Source organism: Candidatus Methylomirabilota bacterium (assembly GCA_036005065.1).
Classification (GTDB): domain Bacteria; phylum Methylomirabilota; class Methylomirabilia; order Rokubacteriales; family DASRDR01; genus DASYQW01.
Genome location: DASYQW010000301.1, coordinates 1 through 17,097 on the forward strand (window position 1 = coordinate 1; position 17,097 = coordinate 17,097).

At 69.9% G+C, this 17,097-nt stretch carries 18 protein-coding genes; 6 read left to right on the forward strand and 12 right to left on the reverse strand.

The features are described 5' to 3' along the window. From VGW35_20855 to VGW35_20880, 6 genes are all read right to left on the reverse strand, one after another. A partial coding sequence (locus VGW35_20855) for a chromate resistance protein (GenBank protein HEV8310120.1) occupies window positions 1-180 on the reverse strand: 180 nt, incomplete at its 3' end. A gap of 231 nt (window positions 181-411) precedes the next feature. Beyond that, window positions 412-1,659: an MFS transporter gene (locus VGW35_20860; protein HEV8310121.1), complete on the reverse strand. Its 1,248-nt coding sequence runs from the start codon at window positions 1,657-1,659 to the stop codon at window positions 412-414. Between the two features lie 150 nt (window positions 1,660-1,809). Further along, window positions 1,810-2,379 carry a hypothetical protein gene (locus VGW35_20865; protein HEV8310122.1) on the reverse strand — a complete coding sequence of 190 codons (570 nt, stop codon included), beginning with the start codon at window positions 2,377-2,379 and terminating at the stop codon, window positions 1,810-1,812. Further along, window positions 2,376-3,071, reverse strand: coding sequence for an NUDIX hydrolase (locus VGW35_20870; GenBank protein HEV8310123.1), 696 nt, complete (start codon window positions 3,069-3,071; stop codon window positions 2,376-2,378). The genes VGW35_20865 and VGW35_20870 overlap by 4 nt, the downstream gene beginning before the upstream one ends. 10 nt (window positions 3,072-3,081) lie before the next feature. After that, complete coding sequence (locus VGW35_20875; protein ID HEV8310124.1) at window positions 3,082-3,786, reverse strand: endonuclease/exonuclease/phosphatase family protein; 705 nt, start codon at window positions 3,784-3,786, stop codon at window positions 3,082-3,084. Between the two features lie 24 nt (window positions 3,787-3,810). Further along, window positions 3,811-5,451 carry a hypothetical protein gene (locus VGW35_20880; protein HEV8310125.1) on the reverse strand — a complete coding sequence of 547 codons (1,641 nt, stop codon included), beginning with the start codon at window positions 5,449-5,451 and terminating at the stop codon, window positions 3,811-3,813. Between the two features lie 182 nt (window positions 5,452-5,633). On the opposite strand from VGW35_20880, the gene VGW35_20885 reads away from it, so the two are divergent. The 4 genes from VGW35_20885 to VGW35_20900 all read left to right on the forward strand — a co-directional run bounded on the left by VGW35_20885 (window position 5,634) and on the right by VGW35_20900 (window position 8,669). Continuing rightward, window positions 5,634-5,840: a hypothetical protein gene (locus VGW35_20885; protein HEV8310126.1), complete on the forward strand. Its 207-nt coding sequence runs from the start codon at window positions 5,634-5,636 to the stop codon at window positions 5,838-5,840. Between the two features lie 46 nt (window positions 5,841-5,886). Beyond that, the gene (trkA, locus tag VGW35_20890; protein HEV8310127.1) at window positions 5,887-7,233 is read left to right on the forward strand and encodes a Trk system potassium transporter TrkA; all 1,347 of its coding nucleotides are present in this window, start codon (window positions 5,887-5,889) and stop codon (window positions 7,231-7,233) included. Window positions 7,234-7,305: 72 nt separating this feature from the next. Then, window positions 7,306-8,490 carry an acetyl-CoA C-acyltransferase gene (locus tag VGW35_20895; protein HEV8310128.1) on the forward strand — a complete coding sequence of 395 codons (1,185 nt, stop codon included), beginning with the start codon at window positions 7,306-7,308 and terminating at the stop codon, window positions 8,488-8,490. 44 nt (window positions 8,491-8,534) lie between these two features. Then, a complete protein-coding gene (locus VGW35_20900; protein HEV8310129.1) occupies window positions 8,535-8,669 on the forward strand; it encodes a hypothetical protein in 135 nt (44 codons plus the stop codon). 760 nt (window positions 8,670-9,429) lie between these two features. On the opposite strand, the gene VGW35_20905 is transcribed toward VGW35_20900, so the two are convergent. Both VGW35_20905 and VGW35_20910 read right to left on the reverse strand, forming a co-directional pair. Further along, window positions 9,430-9,639 carry a hypothetical protein gene (locus VGW35_20905; protein HEV8310130.1) on the reverse strand — a complete coding sequence of 70 codons (210 nt, stop codon included), beginning with the start codon at window positions 9,637-9,639 and terminating at the stop codon, window positions 9,430-9,432. Between the two features lie 95 nt (window positions 9,640-9,734). Beyond that, window positions 9,735-11,261 (reverse strand): altronate dehydratase family protein, encoded by a 1,527-nt coding sequence (locus VGW35_20910; protein HEV8310131.1) that lies wholly within the window; start codon window positions 11,259-11,261, stop codon window positions 9,735-9,737. Between the two features lie 433 nt (window positions 11,262-11,694). On the opposite strand from VGW35_20910, the gene VGW35_20915 reads away from it, so the two are divergent. Continuing rightward, window positions 11,695-12,840 carry an outer membrane beta-barrel protein gene (locus tag VGW35_20915; GenBank protein ID HEV8310132.1) on the forward strand — a complete coding sequence of 382 codons (1,146 nt, stop codon included), beginning with the start codon at window positions 11,695-11,697 and terminating at the stop codon, window positions 12,838-12,840. A 98-nt stretch (window positions 12,841-12,938) separates the two neighbouring features. On the opposite strand, the gene VGW35_20920 is transcribed toward VGW35_20915, so the two are convergent. Next, window positions 12,939-13,760 (reverse strand): alpha/beta hydrolase, encoded by an 822-nt coding sequence (locus VGW35_20920; protein HEV8310133.1) that lies wholly within the window; start codon window positions 13,758-13,760, stop codon window positions 12,939-12,941. 56 nt (window positions 13,761-13,816) lie between these two features. Here VGW35_20920 and VGW35_20925 point away from each other — a divergent pair, with 56 nt between their 5' ends. Continuing rightward, window positions 13,817-14,710, forward strand: coding sequence for a complex I NDUFA9 subunit family protein (locus VGW35_20925; GenBank protein ID HEV8310134.1), 894 nt, complete (start codon window positions 13,817-13,819; stop codon window positions 14,708-14,710). 144 nt (window positions 14,711-14,854) lie between these two features. Here the strand turns inward: VGW35_20925 and VGW35_20930 are convergent, their stop codons facing one another. The 3 genes from VGW35_20930 to VGW35_20940 form a co-directional block, all read right to left on the reverse strand. After that, a complete protein-coding gene (locus VGW35_20930) occupies window positions 14,855-15,142 on the reverse strand; it encodes a hypothetical protein (GenBank protein HEV8310135.1) in 288 nt (95 codons plus the stop codon). 105 nt (window positions 15,143-15,247) lie between these two features. Continuing rightward, window positions 15,248-16,057, reverse strand: a complete 810-nt coding sequence (locus VGW35_20935) for an SDR family oxidoreductase (protein HEV8310136.1) — start codon at window positions 16,055-16,057, stop codon at window positions 15,248-15,250. Then, window positions 16,054-17,097, reverse strand: a 1,044-nt coding sequence (locus VGW35_20940) for a radical SAM protein (protein HEV8310137.1), incomplete at its 5' end; no start/stop codon positions are given. The genes VGW35_20935 and VGW35_20940, both read right to left, overlap by 4 nt.

A 17,097-nucleotide genomic window follows, 5' to 3' on the forward strand; every position in this document is an offset into this window, starting at 1 on the left:
TTCCCCCGCCAGCCGCGTCAGGACCTCTTCCAGATCCGGCCGCTCGGGCAGCACGTAGACCCCATCGCGCAACACCGCCGCCCCCGTGGCCTTCAGGGCGCGCCAGACGCGCATGCGCTCCGTGGCGCTCTCCGTCGGGAGGCTGATGACCAGCTCCATCCAGCCAGGCGCCCACGACATGATGTTGCACACTCTACATCCATGTAGAGATCATGTCAAGTCACCACGCCACGAGTCCGCCGTGGCGAGCCCGAGACGCCGGCTGGCCCTCGGCGCGCTAGGAGCCTGTCGGAGTAACCCGGCAGCTCGCCCCGAGCGCGGGCCGCGTCGGGCAGCGCTCCGAGCGGCGGCTGTGCCGCCGCAACCGAGGGGGGGCATCGGGGGGGTCTTCCGAGACCCCCCCGAAATGACCTAGCCGGGGCGCGCGGCCCCCGCCTCCCCGGGCACCCCCCGACCCGCCGCGGCGAGCGCGAGCGCGGCCCCGACGAGCGCCGCGATCGACATGGCGAATGCGGCCCGATAGCTCCCGGTGAGGTCGTAGATCACTCCGCCCAGCCACGGCCCGATCGCCGAGCCGAGGCGGTTCCCGAACGTGATCAAGCCGAGGACCGCGCCATAGCTGCGCCCGCGATAGAAGTCGGCGGCCAGCGCCGCCACGATCGGGGCGCGCGCCCCGAGTGTGAGGCCGAACGGGAAGACGAACGCGTAAAGGAGCCAGATCGGCTGCCCGGGCCCCATGAGCATCAGCGCCAGAGTCCCGGTCGCGGTCGCCGCATAGCTGGCCAGGGCGATGGGGACACGCCCCCACCGGTCGGACAGCGCGCCGAAGCTGGCCCGCCCGACGGCGGACAGGAGGCCCATGGCGCCGAAGGCCGTCGCGGCCCACCGTGGCTCGACGCCGGCCTCGACGATGTGGGCGACCTGATGCGTGGTCACCACGAAGTTCGAGAGCGGTGTGCAGAAAAAGGCGGCCGCGAAGCACCAGAAGCGCGGCGTCCGGACGATGGTCCTCAGCCGAGACTCGCCGGGCTTCGTCGGGCCGGAGGTCATGACGGGCGGCGACTCGGGCGGGGTGAGCCCGATGGTGGGCAGGAGCAACAGCGCCGTCACGCCCCCCAGGGTCGCGAACGCCATGCGCCAGCCGAGCCGCTCGATGAGGAACGCCGTCAGCGGGGCGAAGATGGCCATCCCGAGCCCCATCCCCGAGAGGGCGAGCCCCACGACCGTCCCCCGGGCGGTAGGGAACCACCGGCTCAGCATCACGGTCTGGGCCACGCTGCCCAGGAGGCCCGCCCCGGCGCCCGCCACCAGTCCGAACCAGAGGACGAGAGCCGGCATGGAGCCGGCCGTCCCGGCCAGCGCGAGGCCGGCCCCCAGGATCAGCGCGCCGACGGCGAAGACCCGCCGCTCGCCGAAGCGGCCCATCACGGGGTCGACGACGGTGGCCGCGACGCCGACGACGAGGTTGTGGAGCGAGAAGGCGGCCGCGGCCACGCCGCGGAGGCCGCCGAACTCGGTGGTCAGGGGGACGAGGAAGACCGGGAAGCTGAAGGTCGCGCCCTGGACCAGCACCAGGGTCACGAACGACGCCGTCAGGACCGCCCAGCGCGGCTCCCAGGAGAGTCGCCGCCCGCCCCCGCTCCCCATGCGGGGCAGCATGCCCCGACGCGGGAGCGCGCGTCCAGCGGGTTCTCAGATCGGGCGTGCCCGATCGCCGGCGGGATCCCCCGGGCCGACGTCTCCCCGGGAGCGCCGGCTACCGCGCGCGGAGAACCTCCGGCGCGGTGGCCCGGAGCGGGCCCGGTGGCGCTACTGGCAGATCTGCTGGCTGTACGCCGGCACCCACGCCGTGACGCGCTGACCGTTCGCCATCACGCGCGTCTCGTAGTGGCCCTCGACCCAGACGGTTTGACAGTTCTGGCTCGAGGCCTGCGGCGAAGCCTGGGGCTGGGCGCTTCCCGGCGGAGGGGCCGGCGCTGCTTCCGCGCCGCCCCCGGACGGGGGCGAGGCGGGCTGAGGGGCCGGCGCGTACGAGCCCGGCGGGTAAGCCGGCGCCGAGTAGACCGGTGACGAGTAGCCGGGATACGAGTAGGCGGGGTACGAGTAGACCGGATAGCTGTAAGCCGGATACGAGTAGACCGGCGTGTATGCGGGATATGCGTACACGGGGCGGTACCAGAAGGGGGCGGTCAGGAGCGCGCCGAGGCCGAGGCCGAAGAAGAAGAAGCCCGGGCCTCCACCGCGATGATGCCGAAAGTGGCCCCCGTGGTGCGGAAAGTGCCCTCCGTGCCCGTGACGCCAGGCCGCGCCGGCCGGGACCGCGAGCGTCGGGACGAGCAAGAGCGCGACGACCAGGACGACACCAACTTTCTTCATCATGGGCGCTCCTCCGCGGGCGCGAGTCCGTATGGACCCGGCAATCCCCCCTCGGCTCCTACTATACCACCGGCGGGACGGGAGTGCCGAGGGGGCCCAGGGTTCGAGGCGGACCATCGGGGGTCGGCCACGGGCGACCCTTCGGGCAGCCTCCCGAATGGGACGCCCGCGCCGACCATCGTCACCCAGTCGCGCAGAGCGTCCCGGGTGCTGGGAAAGGCCAGCCCCTCCCAGGGGATCTCCTCGGGAGCGAAGTAGGCGGTCTCCAGTACTTCCGAGGGGCAGGCCAGCGGCTCGACGCCGTCCGGCACCGCGGCGAGAAACACGACGACGACCACCGGCGACCCAGGGTAGGAGTAGAGTCCCAGCAGAGCCTCGAGGCGGACCGACAGGCCTACCTCCTCGAGCGTCTCGCGACGGGCGCCCTCGCGAACGTCCTCCCCCCAGTCGACATAGCCCCCCGGGAAGGTCCAGAGCCCCCGCCCCGGGTCGATCGCGCGGCGGGTCAGGAGGATCCGGCCCCCCGAGACCGGGAGCGTTCCCGCCACCACCTTGGGCGGCAGGTAGAAGACGAATCCGCATGCCGAGCAGACCGGGTGCTCGCGGCCGTCAGGAGGGACGTTCCGGCTGGCGAGGCCACTGCCGCAGAGCGGGCAAAACCGCAAGCGGTCGGGGGCCAGGTCGGGCCGATCCACCACGACCCGCCTACCGCGAGGCTTCCAGGCGCAGGTCGGCGTACGTGGGCAGGTGATCCGAGGCGATGCGCGCGATCCGACTCCGGTGAACGGCGACTCGGTCCACGCACATCGCCGGGTCGTGATAGATCCGGTCGAGCGGAAAGATGGGGAGCACGGCGGGGTGGGTCCGGGCACTCCGGCGGCGGCCGCAGGGATGGCCAAACTCCGCCCGCAGGAGGCGCGAGGCATGCCCGTTGAACCATTCGTTGAAGTCCCCGAGCAGGAGGCGGGGGCCCTCGAGGCCCTGGCCGTTCAGGATCCGCCGCAGCATCCGGACCTGCCGGATCCGCTCCCTGTATCTCAACCCGAGATGGACGTTGAAGATGTGCAGCGGCCCCCGGCCGTGGTCGACGTCGGTTCGCAGGCAGCCGCGGGGCTCGAAGGGCCGGCACGTGAGGCTGTAGCTCGTGTGGGCCACCAGCGGCAGACGGGTCAGGCACAGGTTGCCGTAGGGGCCCAGTGGATGGACCCGGGTCTGCCCGAAGACGACGCTCATACCGGTCGCCTCGGCCAGGGCGTCCGCCTGCGGTGCCAGCACTTCTTGCAGCGCGATGATGTCCGCATCCACCTCCGCCAGCACGGCGATGATCCGGTCGAGCCGTTGTTCTCCGTCGAGTCCCCGGCCCCGGTGGATGTTATAGGTCACCACGCGAATACGCGTCGCCTCAGCCATTCGTCCTCCTGCTCGTCCGGCGCCTCAGGCGTCCCCGTCTTGATACCCGACGAACAACGGGTACAGATCCTGGGGCCGGGTCACGGCCTCGACGTCGAACTTCACGTCGGGCCGGATCATCATGAACCCGTACAGCTCCTCCTCGGAGGGCCCGGCATGGCTCCCCCGCTCCCCCAGGTAGTTCACGCAGCCCCGCTCGGTGTAGTGCCCGTACACGATGATGTCGCCGGCACTCGGCATGGCGAGGAGATCCTCCAGACCCTGCACGACGAGCCTCCGGTCCGGCCGGTCGAAGAGGGGGCAGCCGGTCGGCCCGGGCGGCGGCGGGACGCGGAGCACAGTTCCTCGATAGTAACATACCGAGCCCCGGGCGTCCCGCGTCAGGAGGAACCCGATACCCGGCTGCCGGCTCAGCCGCTCCAGGGCTCCGGGGAAGCGTGCCTCGATCTCTTCGGCGGGCACGTGTTCCTTGGTATCCGTCACGTAGACGTTGATGTTGGGGCCGGCCGGCACCACGCAGAGGTTCCCCGCCCAGACCGCGTTCCACTGTCGGGTCCGGGGCTCGAGGTAGGCGAGATGCCGTTGCCAGACCGGGGAGAGCGGCCAGAGCGGGCGGGCGATCGGGTTGATGAGCTCCCGGACGGGGGCCCGGCGAGGCTCGGAGGAGGTCGGGACCGGCCGAAACGCGGCCAGGACAGCCTCGGCGACCGGCAACGGCCCGGCCACCGACTCGAACGGAATCGAGAGGATCTGCCCGTGGTCGGCGATGATGAAGAGGTCGTAGGAGAGCTCCGGCACCCGGCGGAGGACGCGCCAGATGTCGCGGATGCTCGCGTCGACGAACCGGAGCACGCCCAGCGCGACGGGGTGGTCCGGTCCCAGCACGTGGGCATTGACGTCGTAGTCGACGAAGTTCACGTACAGGGCGGGGATGCCCGCGTACACGTCGGCGGTCAGGCTCAGGGTGAAGAGCTCGCGCAGCCACTCGCTGAACAGGATCCGGGTCAAGAGCCGCCGGGGGAAGGCCACCGGCTGGCCGAGCATGAAGCTCCGGAGGGCGCGTCCCATCCACGCCAGGGCCCGGGCGGCCGTCACCACGATCAGCTTGAGGGTCACCCAGCCCAGGAGGAGGAACGGGAAGATGAAGGCGCGGATCCCGAAGTGTCCCCAGGCCGGCGAGGGGCGCAGGAGGTGGGCCAGGGTCAGCACCGTGTCAGCCGCGCCTCCGCCGAAGACACAGCCGTAGGCGCGTCCTCCGCGCATGATGCCGCGGCGGCCCTCGGCGTGCGTCGCCTCCACGCGGGCGGACGCCCAGGGAAGGGGAAACCACAGGTACTCTCCCGTGCGCTTGTCCACGAACTCGAAGGCGGGGATGTCCACGGGGCCGCCGTACATGAGGCCGGCCTGGAAGGCGGGCGTGGAGGTCGGGAGCCCGACGGCCATCCGATGGAGCCGGAGCCGGCCGCGGCGGAGAAGCCGCGCGGTGGCCGGCATGCGTCGCTGCGCGAGCGCCCGCTGCAACCTGGCATGGGAGAGCCCGTCGATCTGGACGATCACGAAGCGGCGGCGGGGCGGATGCACGGTCGGCGGCATGCGGGCCCACCGGATGATCCGGTCCCCCAGTGTCCCGATCCGACGACGCAGGCGAAATCCGGGCAAGGCCATCAGCACGATTCTAGCATCCGGGCCGCCGGCGCCCTCCTTCCCACGATCGCCTTGCCAAGACGTCGGCGCGTCTGCTACCTTGCCCTCAACCCCTGCTGGGGCACCGTGCATGTCTCATTCCCTGACCAAGCAGTCGGACCGAGGTGTCGGCATGGGCGTCGTGACGTGCGGGGCGCGCGGCGATGGCTGAGCGGGAGCCGGCGGGTCCCTTCTGCTTCGATTGCGTCCATTACCCGGAGCCGACCGCCGACCTCGAGGAGTCCGCCCCCGACCGTGCGGCGGGGCGGAACTTGACGGGAGAGTTCTTCTGTCCCTGGATCCGCCGCCGCGTCGCTCCCACCTACGCCGCGCGCTGCCCGGAGTACCAGGAGGCGGCGCCGGAGCCGTGATCGGGGCCGGGCGCCATCCCATGCCGGACGAGGAGCAGGACGCCGCATGAAGATCATCGTCATCGGCGCCGGTGAGGTGGGATACAACATTGCCGAGCGGCTCTCCCACGAGGCGCACGACATCGTCGTGATCGAGCGAAACCCCGAGGTCTGCCGCCGGGTCCAGGAAGGCCTGGGGCTCCGCGCCATCGAGGCCGACGGCTCCTCCCCCCGGGCCCTCGAGGAGGCGGGCGTCCGCGACGCCGACATGGTGATCGCGGTCGCGGACGTGGACGAGGTCAACATCGTGGCCTGCGCCATCGCGCACCAGTACGGGGTCGCCACCAAGATCGCCCGTGTGCGCGACATCGAGCTCGGGGGCCACCCGATCCTCGACGGCGGCAAGGTTCTCGGCATCGACCTCCTGATCAATCCCAATCAGGTGGTGGCCGACGAGATCCTGCGCGTCATCAAGACCACGGGCGCGGCGGAGATGGCCGACTTCGCGGAGGGACGGGTCCAGCTCCTCGGAGTCAAGATCGCCCCCGGCGCCCCGCTCGTCAACCGGCGCCTGCGCGACCTGCGCTCGGTCCAGGCTTCGTGTCCCTTCCTCATCGTGGGCATCGCGCGCGGCGACCAGCTCGTCGTGCCGACCGCCGACACGGTGGTCGCCGCCGATGATCACCTCTATGTGGTCAGCCGCCGGGAGTTCATCCCCGACATTCTGGTGCTGTTCGGCCGCACCACCGGCACCACCAAGAGCGTCTTCATCATCGGTGGCGGCCGGATCGGGCTCCAGGTCGCGCAGTCCCTGGAGGCGGAGGATGTCTCCGTCACGGTGATGGAGCGGAGCCGACCCCGGTGCGAGGAGCTCGCCAAGCGTCTCACGCGCGCCCGGGTCCTCGTCGGCGACGGAACCGATGTCCGGCGCCTCGTCGAAGAGGGCATCTCGGAGGTCGACGCGCTGGCGACCCTGACCGACGACGACGCGGCCAACCTCCTGGCCGCGATCCTCGGCAAGCGCTACGGCGCGAAGAAGGCGGTGGCCATCTTCAAGCGGCAGGACCTGATCCCACTCGTCGAATCCCTCGGCATCGACGCTCCCATCAGCCCCCGGCTTCTGACGGCCAGCGTCATCCTCAAGTTCGTCCGCAAGAGCCGCGTCGTGTCCGTCTTCGAGCTGCCGGAGAGCGAGGCCGAGACGCTCGAGGTGGTGGTGGTGGCCGACACCCCGGCCGCCGGCCGCTCGCTGGAGGCGCTGCACTTCCCCCCCGACGCGCTGGTCGGCGCCATCGTCCGCGGGGAAGAGGTCATCGTGCCCGGCCGAGACACCGTGCTCGAAGTCGGCGATCACGTCATCCTGCTCGCCCTTCCGCATGCCATTCCGGAGATCGAGCGCCTCTTCGGCCCCTGACCCGGAATACGTGTATCATCGGTAAAAGGCCCCGACACTCGCCACAGGAATCCCGAACCGGAGGAGACCGTCATGCCGGACGCGGTCATCGTCTCGACGGCCCGCACGCCCATCGGCAAGGCCTACCGCGGCGCCTTCAACAACACGCACGGCGCCACCATGGCCGGCCACGTGATCAGCCACGCGGTGAAGCGCGCGGGGCTGGAGCCCGGTGAGGTCGAGGACGTCATCCTCGGCTGTGCGATGCCGGAAGGCGCGACCGGCCACAACATCGCGCGGCAGTCCGCCCTGCGGGCCGGCCTGCCGGTGGCCACGGCCGGGGCGACGGTCAACCGCTTCTGCTCGTCGGGGATGCAGGCGATCGTCATGGCCGCCCATCGGGTCATTCTCGACCGGGTCCCGGTCATGGTGGCCGGCGGGCTGGAGTCCATCAGCCTGGTCCAAAACGAGCACCAGAACAAGTTCCGCCTGCGCGAACCCTGGCTCGACGAGCACAAGCCCGAGATCTACATGACCATGATCGAGACGGCCGAAGTGGTCGCCAAGCGCTACTTCATCACGCGAGAGACCCAGGACGAGTACGCCCTGGCCAGCCAGCAGCGGACCGCCGCCGCCCAGCGGGCCGGCCGGTTCGACGCGGAGATCGTGCCCTTGCCGACGCGCAAGCTCGTCCAGGACAAGGCGACCGGCGAGGTCCGCGAGGAGGACCTGACGCTCCGGCAGGACGAAGGGAATCGGGCCGACACCACGCTCGAGGGACTGGCGGCGCTCAAGCCGGTCACCGGCGAAAAGGGGCACATCACGGCCGGCAACGCCAGTCAGCTCTCCGACGGCGCCTCGGCCTGCGTGGTGATGGATGCGAAGCTCGCCGAGCGCCGGGGTCTCCAGCCGCTCGGGATCTTCCGCGGCTTCACGGCGGCGGCCTGCGAGCCGGACGAGATGGGCATCGGCCCGGTCTTCGCGGTGCCGCGATTGCTGGAGCGCGTCGGAATGCGCATGGACCAGATCGATCTCTGGGAGCTCAACGAGGCGTTCGCCGTCCAGGTTGTCTATTGCCGCGACCGGCTCGGCATCCCGATGGACAAGCTCAACGTGGACGGGGGCGCCATCTCGATCGGCCACCCCTATGGGATGAGCGGGGCCCGGCTGGTCGGCCACGCCCTCATCGAGGGCAAGCGGCGGGGCGCGCGCTACGTCGTCTGCACCATGTGCATCGGCGGGGGCATGGGCGCCGCCGGCCTCTTCGAGGTGGCCTGAGCGCATTCGACCCGACGATCGGGATCGCCGAGGGAGAGACGACCATGAGGCGATTCCTACTTCTCGTCGCTCTGGTCCTCATCGCCGTGCCGTGGCCCGCCCACGGGCAATCTCACAGCGGCCCCTGGAAGATCGGCCTGCTGTGGGACGTCAAAGCCATCCCGCCTCGCCTGCCGTGAATCAACAGTGGGAAGCCGTCCAGAAGGTGATCGAGGGCGCGCGCCTGCCAGACCTCGGCTACTATCTCCCCCGCGGCTGAGAAAGGCTGGGCCGTCGCCGTCTACGGCCCGAACCCACGCGAGATCGCGAAAGCCTCGGCTCGCCTACTAGGGAAGATCCTCCGGGGCGCCAAGCCGCAGGACCTTCCCGTCGAGTCGCCGGACGTCCTCGAGCTGCACATCAATCTGCGGGTGGCGAAGGAGCGAGGCATCCAGATCCCGCAAGCAATCCTGTTCCGCGCCCACAGGGTCTTCGAATGAGCGCGCGAGACCATCCGAAGCCGCAACGAAGTGCGCTCCGTTCCAGCCGGAGCGGCGCCAGGTCCCGCGACAGGCTCAGTGAGAAGGAGCGGCTGCGTCTCCTTAAAGTCTTCGACGCAGTCGTCCCGGTCATTCCCGTCCGGCCACTCGCCGAGGTGAAGGCCGAGCTGAAGGCGATCCGGTCAGCCCGACGGCAGGCCAGGCGAAGTGGCGGGTGAGCAACGCCTCACTGCCCAGCTCTGTCGGGGGGTGCGGAGGGGACGGGGGCGAGAGATCGACCTGGCCCTGGCGGCGTGCGCGCTGACCCACAGCGCCACGTTCTGGACCCTGAACCTGGAGGACTTTCGCGATATCCCGGACCTGAGACTATTCGCGGATAACGTAGATTGACGCGAGGGTCTCAGCCGGAGGCTCGGCGCCTGCCGATTCCGGGACGGCCGGGCTGAACTGGCCCGGCCGGCTAACGCGGCGTTCCACCCTCTGCCTGTCGTTCCTCCTCCTCGGACTTAGGCACGTTCCCGCCCACCGCCGAATCCCAGTCGATCGGGGGACCGCCGCCGCTCTCGCCCTGCTCTTGCGTCTGCTGTTTCCGCTCCTGCTTCGCCTCGCGCTTGGCCTTCCGCGCGAGCTCCTTCCGTCGCTTCTCACCGCTATAGGACCGTCGCCCCATTTACACCTCCTGGGTCAGGAAAGGCAGGAGCCCTCCCGGAGCGACCGGGAGGGCTCGCGAGCCGAGCGGAAATGGCCCGTGGATGGCGCCCGACCTCACAGCACAGGGCCGATGATCCAGGGCGCGAACTCCTCTTCGCCGACACCGGCTGCCTCGCTCTTCGTCTTCTTGCCGGAGGCGACCGCGATCACCTCCTCGAAGATCCGCCGGCCGACGACGGGCAGCGGCGTCCCTTCCAGGATGACGCCGCAGTTGATGTCCATGTCTTCTTCCATGTTGCGGTACACGAGCGAGTTCGTGGCGAGCTTGAGCGACGGCACCGGCCGGCAGCCGAACACGGAGCCGCGACCCGTGGTGAAGCAGACGATGTTGGCGCCGCCCGCCACCAGGCCGGTGACCGAGACCGGGTCGTGGCCCGGCGTGTCCATGAAGACGAAGCCGCGCGTGGTAATGGGCTCGGCGTAGAGGAACACGTCCTGGAGCGGGGTGGTGCCGCCCTTGGTAACCCCGCCGAGCGATTTCTCGAACACGGTGGTGAGCCCGCCGGCCTTGTTTCCCGGGGCCGGGTTGTTGTCCATCTCGGCCCCGAGCACGCGGCAGTAATACTCCCACCACTTGAACCGGTCGATCAGCCTCTTGGCCACGCCCTCGTTGACGGCCCGCCGGATCAGGAGGTGCTCGGCGCCGTAGATCTCGGATGTCTCGGCCAGCACGCCGGTGCCGCCGTAGCGGACCAGCTCGTCCACCGCCCAGCCGAGGGCGGGGTTGGCGGTGATCCCCGAGTTTCCGTCAGAGCCGCCGCAATTCGTGGCCAGGATGAGCTCGGAAATCGGCTGCCGAGTCCGCCTGGCCTCGTTGGCGACCGGTAGGAGCTGCTCGACCGCCTTGACCCCCGCCTCGATCGTCTTCCGGACCCCGCCCGATTCCTGGATCGACAGGACCTTCGGCCGCCCCAGCCCCTGGCGGTCGATGAGCGGGAGGGTCTGGTTCACCTCGCAGCCGAGCCCGATCAGGACGTAGGCGCCCACGTTCGGATGGCGGGAGTACCCGCCCAGCACCCGCATCAAGGCATCGTGGTCTTCGCCGAAGAGCTTGGTCCCGCAGCCCGACTTGTGGGTGATGGCGATCACGCCGTCCACCGAGGGATAGTCCTTCTGCACATCCCGAAAGTGCTCGCGGATGAACTGGCAAACGCTGGCCGAGCAGTTGACGGTGGAGATCACCGCGACGTAGTTGCGGGTTCCGACCCGGCCGTCCGGACGGGGGAAGCCGTCGAAGTGGCGCATTTCGGCGGGCGGGTAGTAGTCCACGGGCCGGACGTCGGTGCCCACCTCGTATTCTCGCTGGAGCTCGCCGACGGCCAGGTTGTGCGTGTGCACGTGCTCGCCCTGAGCGATGGCCTGAGTGGCGAAGCCGATCACCTGGCCGTACCGTCGCACCGACTCGCCCGCGGCTCGAGGCCGCCGGGCCAGTTTGTGGCCCGGCCGGATGTCGCACCGGACCGTGGTTCGCTCGGGGCCATCCTCCAGGATGGTGCCGGCCGGGATGGGAGCCTTCGCGATGGCCACGTCATCCTCCGGATGGAGGATGATGGCCTTTTCCCGGAGGTCATACACCGCCATATCGGAATCCTTTCATCGGGTTCTTCGGCGTACCGCCCGACATCGACGTTCGACAGGGCGCCGGGGGCAATACACACATTGTACGCCGCGATGCTCCGGGTGCCGTCGCCCGGGGCTTCCGTTCTCGCCTTTATACCACAAAGGGAATGGTCAGGGCGTAGGCGACCCAGGCTGCCCAGTCGTTAGGCACCGAGCCCCCGCCTGCCTCTCACAGTGGCAGGCGCCCTCGAGGGAGGTCCGCCCCGCTCCGAATGTAAGTCGCGCCGTCATGCGCCCCGGCCGGGGGCGCCGACGATTGGGCCGTTCGGGCACACCGCTTGCTTGTCCCGGTACCGATCGCGGCAGGTCCGCCGCGGTACGTGGCAGCGACGCCGCTGACCGGCGCCGTTTTCGTTTCGAGCTCCGGCCAGTGCAGCTCAGGAGGGCCGTGACGATGATGCCGTTCCGGCAGTGCGGGGTGGTGGCAGTCCTCGTGGCGACCGTCGCCTCGGCAGCCTTCGCCCAGGAGAAGAAGGAGGAGGCCGAGCCCAAGACCCTGCTCGAGGAGATCACGTGGTTCGCCTACGTCGAGAACAGCGCCGTCTTCAACCCGCGGGGCAAGGCCACCGAGGGCACGAACGAGCTGCGCCTTTATGACGTCGACCGGGGCTACACCTTCAACATGGCGGAGCTCTCGGTCAAGAAGGATCCGTCCGACCGCTATCCCTTCGGATTCGGCCTCGTCATCACCGGCGGCGAGGACGTGCAGTTCAACCATGCCATCGGGATCTTTCGGAGCGCCGACGACGCCCCGGCCGACACGGAGAAGTTCGACCTCCAGGAGGCTTACCTCGCCTACAGGCTGCCGGTCGGCGGCGGTCTCACGCTCAAAGGGGGCAAGTTCGTCACGCTCCTGGGCTACGAGGTGATCGAGTCGCCCAACAACCTCAACTTTTCCCGCTCGTTCCTCTTCACGTTCGCCATTCCCCTGACCCACGTAGGTCTGCTCGGCTCCTATTCGTTCTCCGACGCCCTTTCGGTCACCGCCGGTCCCATCCTGGGTTGGGACGTCGCCACCGACCGGAACGGGGCGCCGTCCGGCATCGGCCAGGTCGCCTACACGCCGCTCAAGGACCTCACCACCAGCTTGAACTTCATCGTGGGGCCGGAGAAGGTCGGCGACACGACCAACATCCGGTGGGTGATCGACCTGGTCGCGAACTATACCGGGATCAAGCAGACCACCCTCGGCTTCAACTTCGACTACGGCCGGGAGCAGGACGCGGCCCCCGGCGGGGGGGACGCAGCTTGGTGGGGCGTGGCGGCCTACGCCGCCTACGACTGGACCGAGCAGCTTCGGACCGCCGCGCGGGTCGAGTATTTCCGGGACGCCGACGGCGTGCGAACGGGATTCGGGTCGGATGTCGGCGTCTGGGAGGCGACCGCCACCGTTCAGTACAAGATCTGGAAGGGTCTGGTGGGGCGGCTCGAGTACCGCCACGACCAGGCGGACGAGCGAGCGTTCAGGGTCACGGAATCCGGTCCGACCCGCAAGAGCCAGGATACCCTCGCCATCGCGCTCTACTATTCCTTCTTCTAGTCAGGAGCGTGTCGGAGTAACCCGGCGCCGACCACCGAGCGCGTGGCGCATCGAGGAGTACTCCGAGCGGGGGTCTTCGAGACCCCCCCGGAAATGACCTAGAGCCAGGCCAGGAGGCACTCGGCCAGCGCCTGGGGGGCGTCGAGCATGACGTGGTGGAAGGTGCCGGGGAGCTCCTCGAGGCGGGCCGAGGGGATCGCCTTGGCCATGCGCTCGGCGACCTCGCGCGTCAGGACGGTACTCCCCTCGCCGCGCACGATCAGGGTAGGCACCGTGATCCGCGGGAGGAGCGGCCAGGTGTTCACCGGCACCCGGGTTCGCTCGCACTCCGGATCGAAGCGATACGCCCAGCGGCCACGGCCGAGCCGGTGGATTCCCTGAGTGCCGATGGCTCGCAGGCGTGTCGCGGGAGCCGTGGTCTCCGGCGGCGAAAGCCGGAAGCGACGAAGCGCCGCCTCCCGAGTCGGGAACTCGAGCCGCGGGCGTGCGCCCCGGGCGCGGAGCTCGAGCAGTCGCTCGAGATTCACCATCGGCTTGGCATCGACCACTACCAGGCGGTCGAGCGCGTGCGGGTGCCAGGCCGCAAAGGCGAGCGCGGCGTGCCCACCCATCGAATGGCCGGCCACGATGACCCGGTCGAGGGCGAGGCGCTCGATCACGCCGAGGAGATCGGTCGCGAAGTCCTCGGTGCGGTAGGCGGCCGGACGCGGCCAGTCGCTCCGGCCATGACCGCGCCAGTCGAGGGCGAGGACGCGAAGCCGCCGCGCCAGCTGAGGAGCGACGGGGTCCCACCAGTGAGCGTGCGCGGCCGAGCCGTGGAGCGCGAGAAACGGCCGACCCCGACCGCCCCAGTCGCGATAGCGCAGGCGGAGGCCGTTGACCGTGACGAAGCGGTCCCGGGGGACAGGGCGGGAGGCCATCGCCGTCGATTATAGCCCGCCCGGGCAGACAGACGCTGCGTGCTAGGATGGCTCCGATGGTCGTCTTCGTCACCGGAGGCACCGGCTTCGTCGGGCGTTCGGTGCTTCGCGCCCTCCTCGCGCACGGGCACCGCGTGCGCGCTCTCGTGCGACGCGGATCGGAAGGCCGCCTGCCGCGGGACGACAGGATCGAGCCGGTCCCTGGCGACGTCTCCGAGCCGGGGACGCTGCCCGACGCGATGCGCGGCGCCGAGGCCGTCGTCAACCTCGTCGGGATCATCCGGGAGCACCCCGGGCGCGGCGTCACGTTCGAGCACCTGCACACCGAGGCGACGCGTCACGTCCTCACCGCCGCCCGAGCGGCTGGCGGGCCGCGATTCGTCCACATGAGCGCGCTCGGGACGCGGCCCGGGGCCCGGAGCCGCTACCATCAGACGAAGTGGGCCGCCGAGGAAGCCATTCGGGGAAGCGGGCTCGCGTGGACGATCTTCCGCCCCTCGGTGATCTTCGGACCGGGCGACGGGTTCGTGACCCTGCTGGCGCGCCTGGTGCGCCGTTTTCCTGTCGTCCCGGTCATCGGTGATGGCCAGAACCGCATCCAGCCGGTTGCCATCGAGGTGGTGGCCGAGGGCTTCGCGCGAGCCCTCGAGCAGCCGGCCAGCGTCGGGCAGATCCTCGCCGTCTGCGGGCCACGGGCCTACACGTTCGACGCGATCCTGGACGAGATCGGCGCCGCACTGGGGCGCCGGCGCGTGCCGAAGCTCCATCATCCGGTCGGCCTCGTCGCCCCGGTGGTCCGCCTGCTCCAAACCGTGCCGGCCTTCCCGCTGTCGACCGACCAACTCCTGATGCTGGGCGAAGACAGTACCTGTGATCCCGCGCCCTTTCTCGACCGGTTCGGGATCACTCCGGTCGATTTCGCCACCGGGATCCGGCGTTACCTCCGCTGACCGCCGGAGGCGGACTCAGGCTCCGGGGACGTGTGCGCACGGGTATGGTTTTCGCGCTCGTGCCTCACGACCCCGCGAGCGAATGTTCCGCTCCGAGCGGCGGCTTTGCCGCCGCAACCTCTCCTGGGAGAGGTCCGGCTGAACTCAGGCCGCCTCATCGACCGACGCCGCGGGCACTTCGCCGAGCCGCGTCCACAACCGCCGTAGGTCGCCAACCGTCTCCTGCCACCGGGCGAGGGTGGCATCCGCGTCGCACAGAGCCTCGTAGAGGCTCCCCACCTCGCGTTCCGTCCGGTCGACGGCCGCACGCCACTCGGGCTCGGCGGCGCTCAGGGTCTCGAGCGCTCCCGGGCGGTAGTGTCGCGTGATCTCCTCGAACAGCCGGTCCAGATCCGCTCGCGCGATCCCTTCCAATATCCCTGTGTCCGCCATCGCTTGGCTCCTTCTCGGTAGACTCACTCGCATGTTAACACATGATGAGTAGCGACGCAAGGGCCTCGCCTGGAGCGGCCGGAGGCCAAGCAAGGTACCCTCAGCTCAGCGGAGGCGCGACGAGGCTCGGGCCCGCGGGCTCAGGGCCAGGAGCAGCCGGTCGACGAGGCTCGGCGCGACGTCGTTGGCCAGGAAGAGCAGACGGGTGAGCGGATACGGGTGCACCTCGGCCCGCGGCCGGCGCAGCGCCCGGACGATGCCGCGAGCCACGTGCTCGGCGCTCTGGATGGGACCGCCGCGCCCGGAGACCCCGAGCCGGTTCTCCTCGACGTCGTGGAACTCGGTCGCGGTTCCGATGGGACAGACAGAGGTCACGTGGATGCCGTCCTCGAGGAGCTCCATCCGGAGGGCCTCGGAAAACCCAACCAGCGCGAATTTCGAGGCGACGTAGGCGGCCCGGAAGGGGCTGGCCCGCTTCCCGACGACGGAGGCGACATTGACGATGTGGCCGCGGCGCTGACGGCGCATGTGGGGCAGCGCCGCCAGCACGCCGTAGACGGCGCCCAGGAAGTTGACCCGCATGAGCGCTTCGAACTCGGCGGCGCTCGTCTGGGTGACGAGGGCGAGCATCCCGATGCCGGCGTTGTTGATGAGGACGTCGAGCCGGCCCCAGGCCTCCACCGTCCCGTCGACCAGCGCCCGAACGGCCGCCTCGTCCCGCACATCGGTCGGGACGACGCGCGCCTCGCCGCCGGCGGCCCGAACCTCCTCGGCGACGTGCTCGAGCCGGTCCCGCCGGCGCGCGGCCAGCGCCACCCGCATCCCCTGACGCCCGCAGGCGACCGCCGTCGCCGCCCCGATCCCACTCGAGGCGCCGGTCAGGACGACGACGGCGCCGCGCAGGTGGATGCTCAACGCCAGACGCCGGCGATTCGGGTCGAACAGGCGGGGCAGACGCCGCCGGTAGGCGTGAGGCGGTTCTTCAGGATCGTGTAGCCGACCCGCTCGACGAGGAGCGCCCGGCAGGAGGGGCAGTAGGTGTTCTCGTGCGGGCCGACTCGGCCCGGGAGGTTGCCGGCGTAGACGTACCGGAGCCCTTCGGCCGCGCCGATCTCGGCGGCGCGGATCAGCGTCTTGACCGGCGTGCCGCCGCGGTCGGTCATCTTGTAATCGGGATGGAACGCGGTGACGTGCCAGGGGATGTCCGGCGAGAGCGAGACGAGGAACCGGGCGATGTCCCGCAGCTCCGCCTCCGAGTCGTTGAATCCTGGGATCGTGAGGGTGACGATCTCGAGCCAGAAGCCGCGCTGATGGATCATCCGGATCCCGTCGAGGATGGTCTTCAGGACGCCGCCGAGCTGCCGGTAGTGCCGGTCGTCGAAGGACTTGAGGTCGACCTTGTAGAGGTCCACGTACGGCCGGATGTAGTCGAGCACCTCGGCGGTGGCGTTGCCGTTCGAGACGTACGAGCAGACCAGGCCGGCCGACCTGGCCGCCCGGAAGATGTGGACCGCCCATTCGCTGGTGATCAGCGGCTCGTTGTAGGTGCTGGTCAGGACCCTGGCCCCGGAGCGCTGGGCGAGGGCCACGACCTGATCCGGCGTCACGTCCTGGGGCGGCACTCCCATGGCGGGGTCCCGGAGCGCCTGGGAGGTCAGCGCGTTCTGACAATTGTGGGTGGCCACGAATTGGGCGAGGTAGGATTGGTCCTCTTCCACCTCGAGGTTGTACACCCAGCCGTCGTAGGGGCGGGTTCGGACGGAGCGGATGGGGACGTAGAAGTAGCGCTCGTCCTGGCGCAGCCACTGACGCTTCGAGGCTCCCGCCAGCCAGTTCAGCTGGAAAACATGTGGGGCAAGCCGAACCGTCCGCCCGAGGAGTTTCCCTTCCCGCGGCTGCCGCTTCACCCGAATCGATGGGAAACGGCCTGTTATCAGTGCCAGCCAGGCTATGCC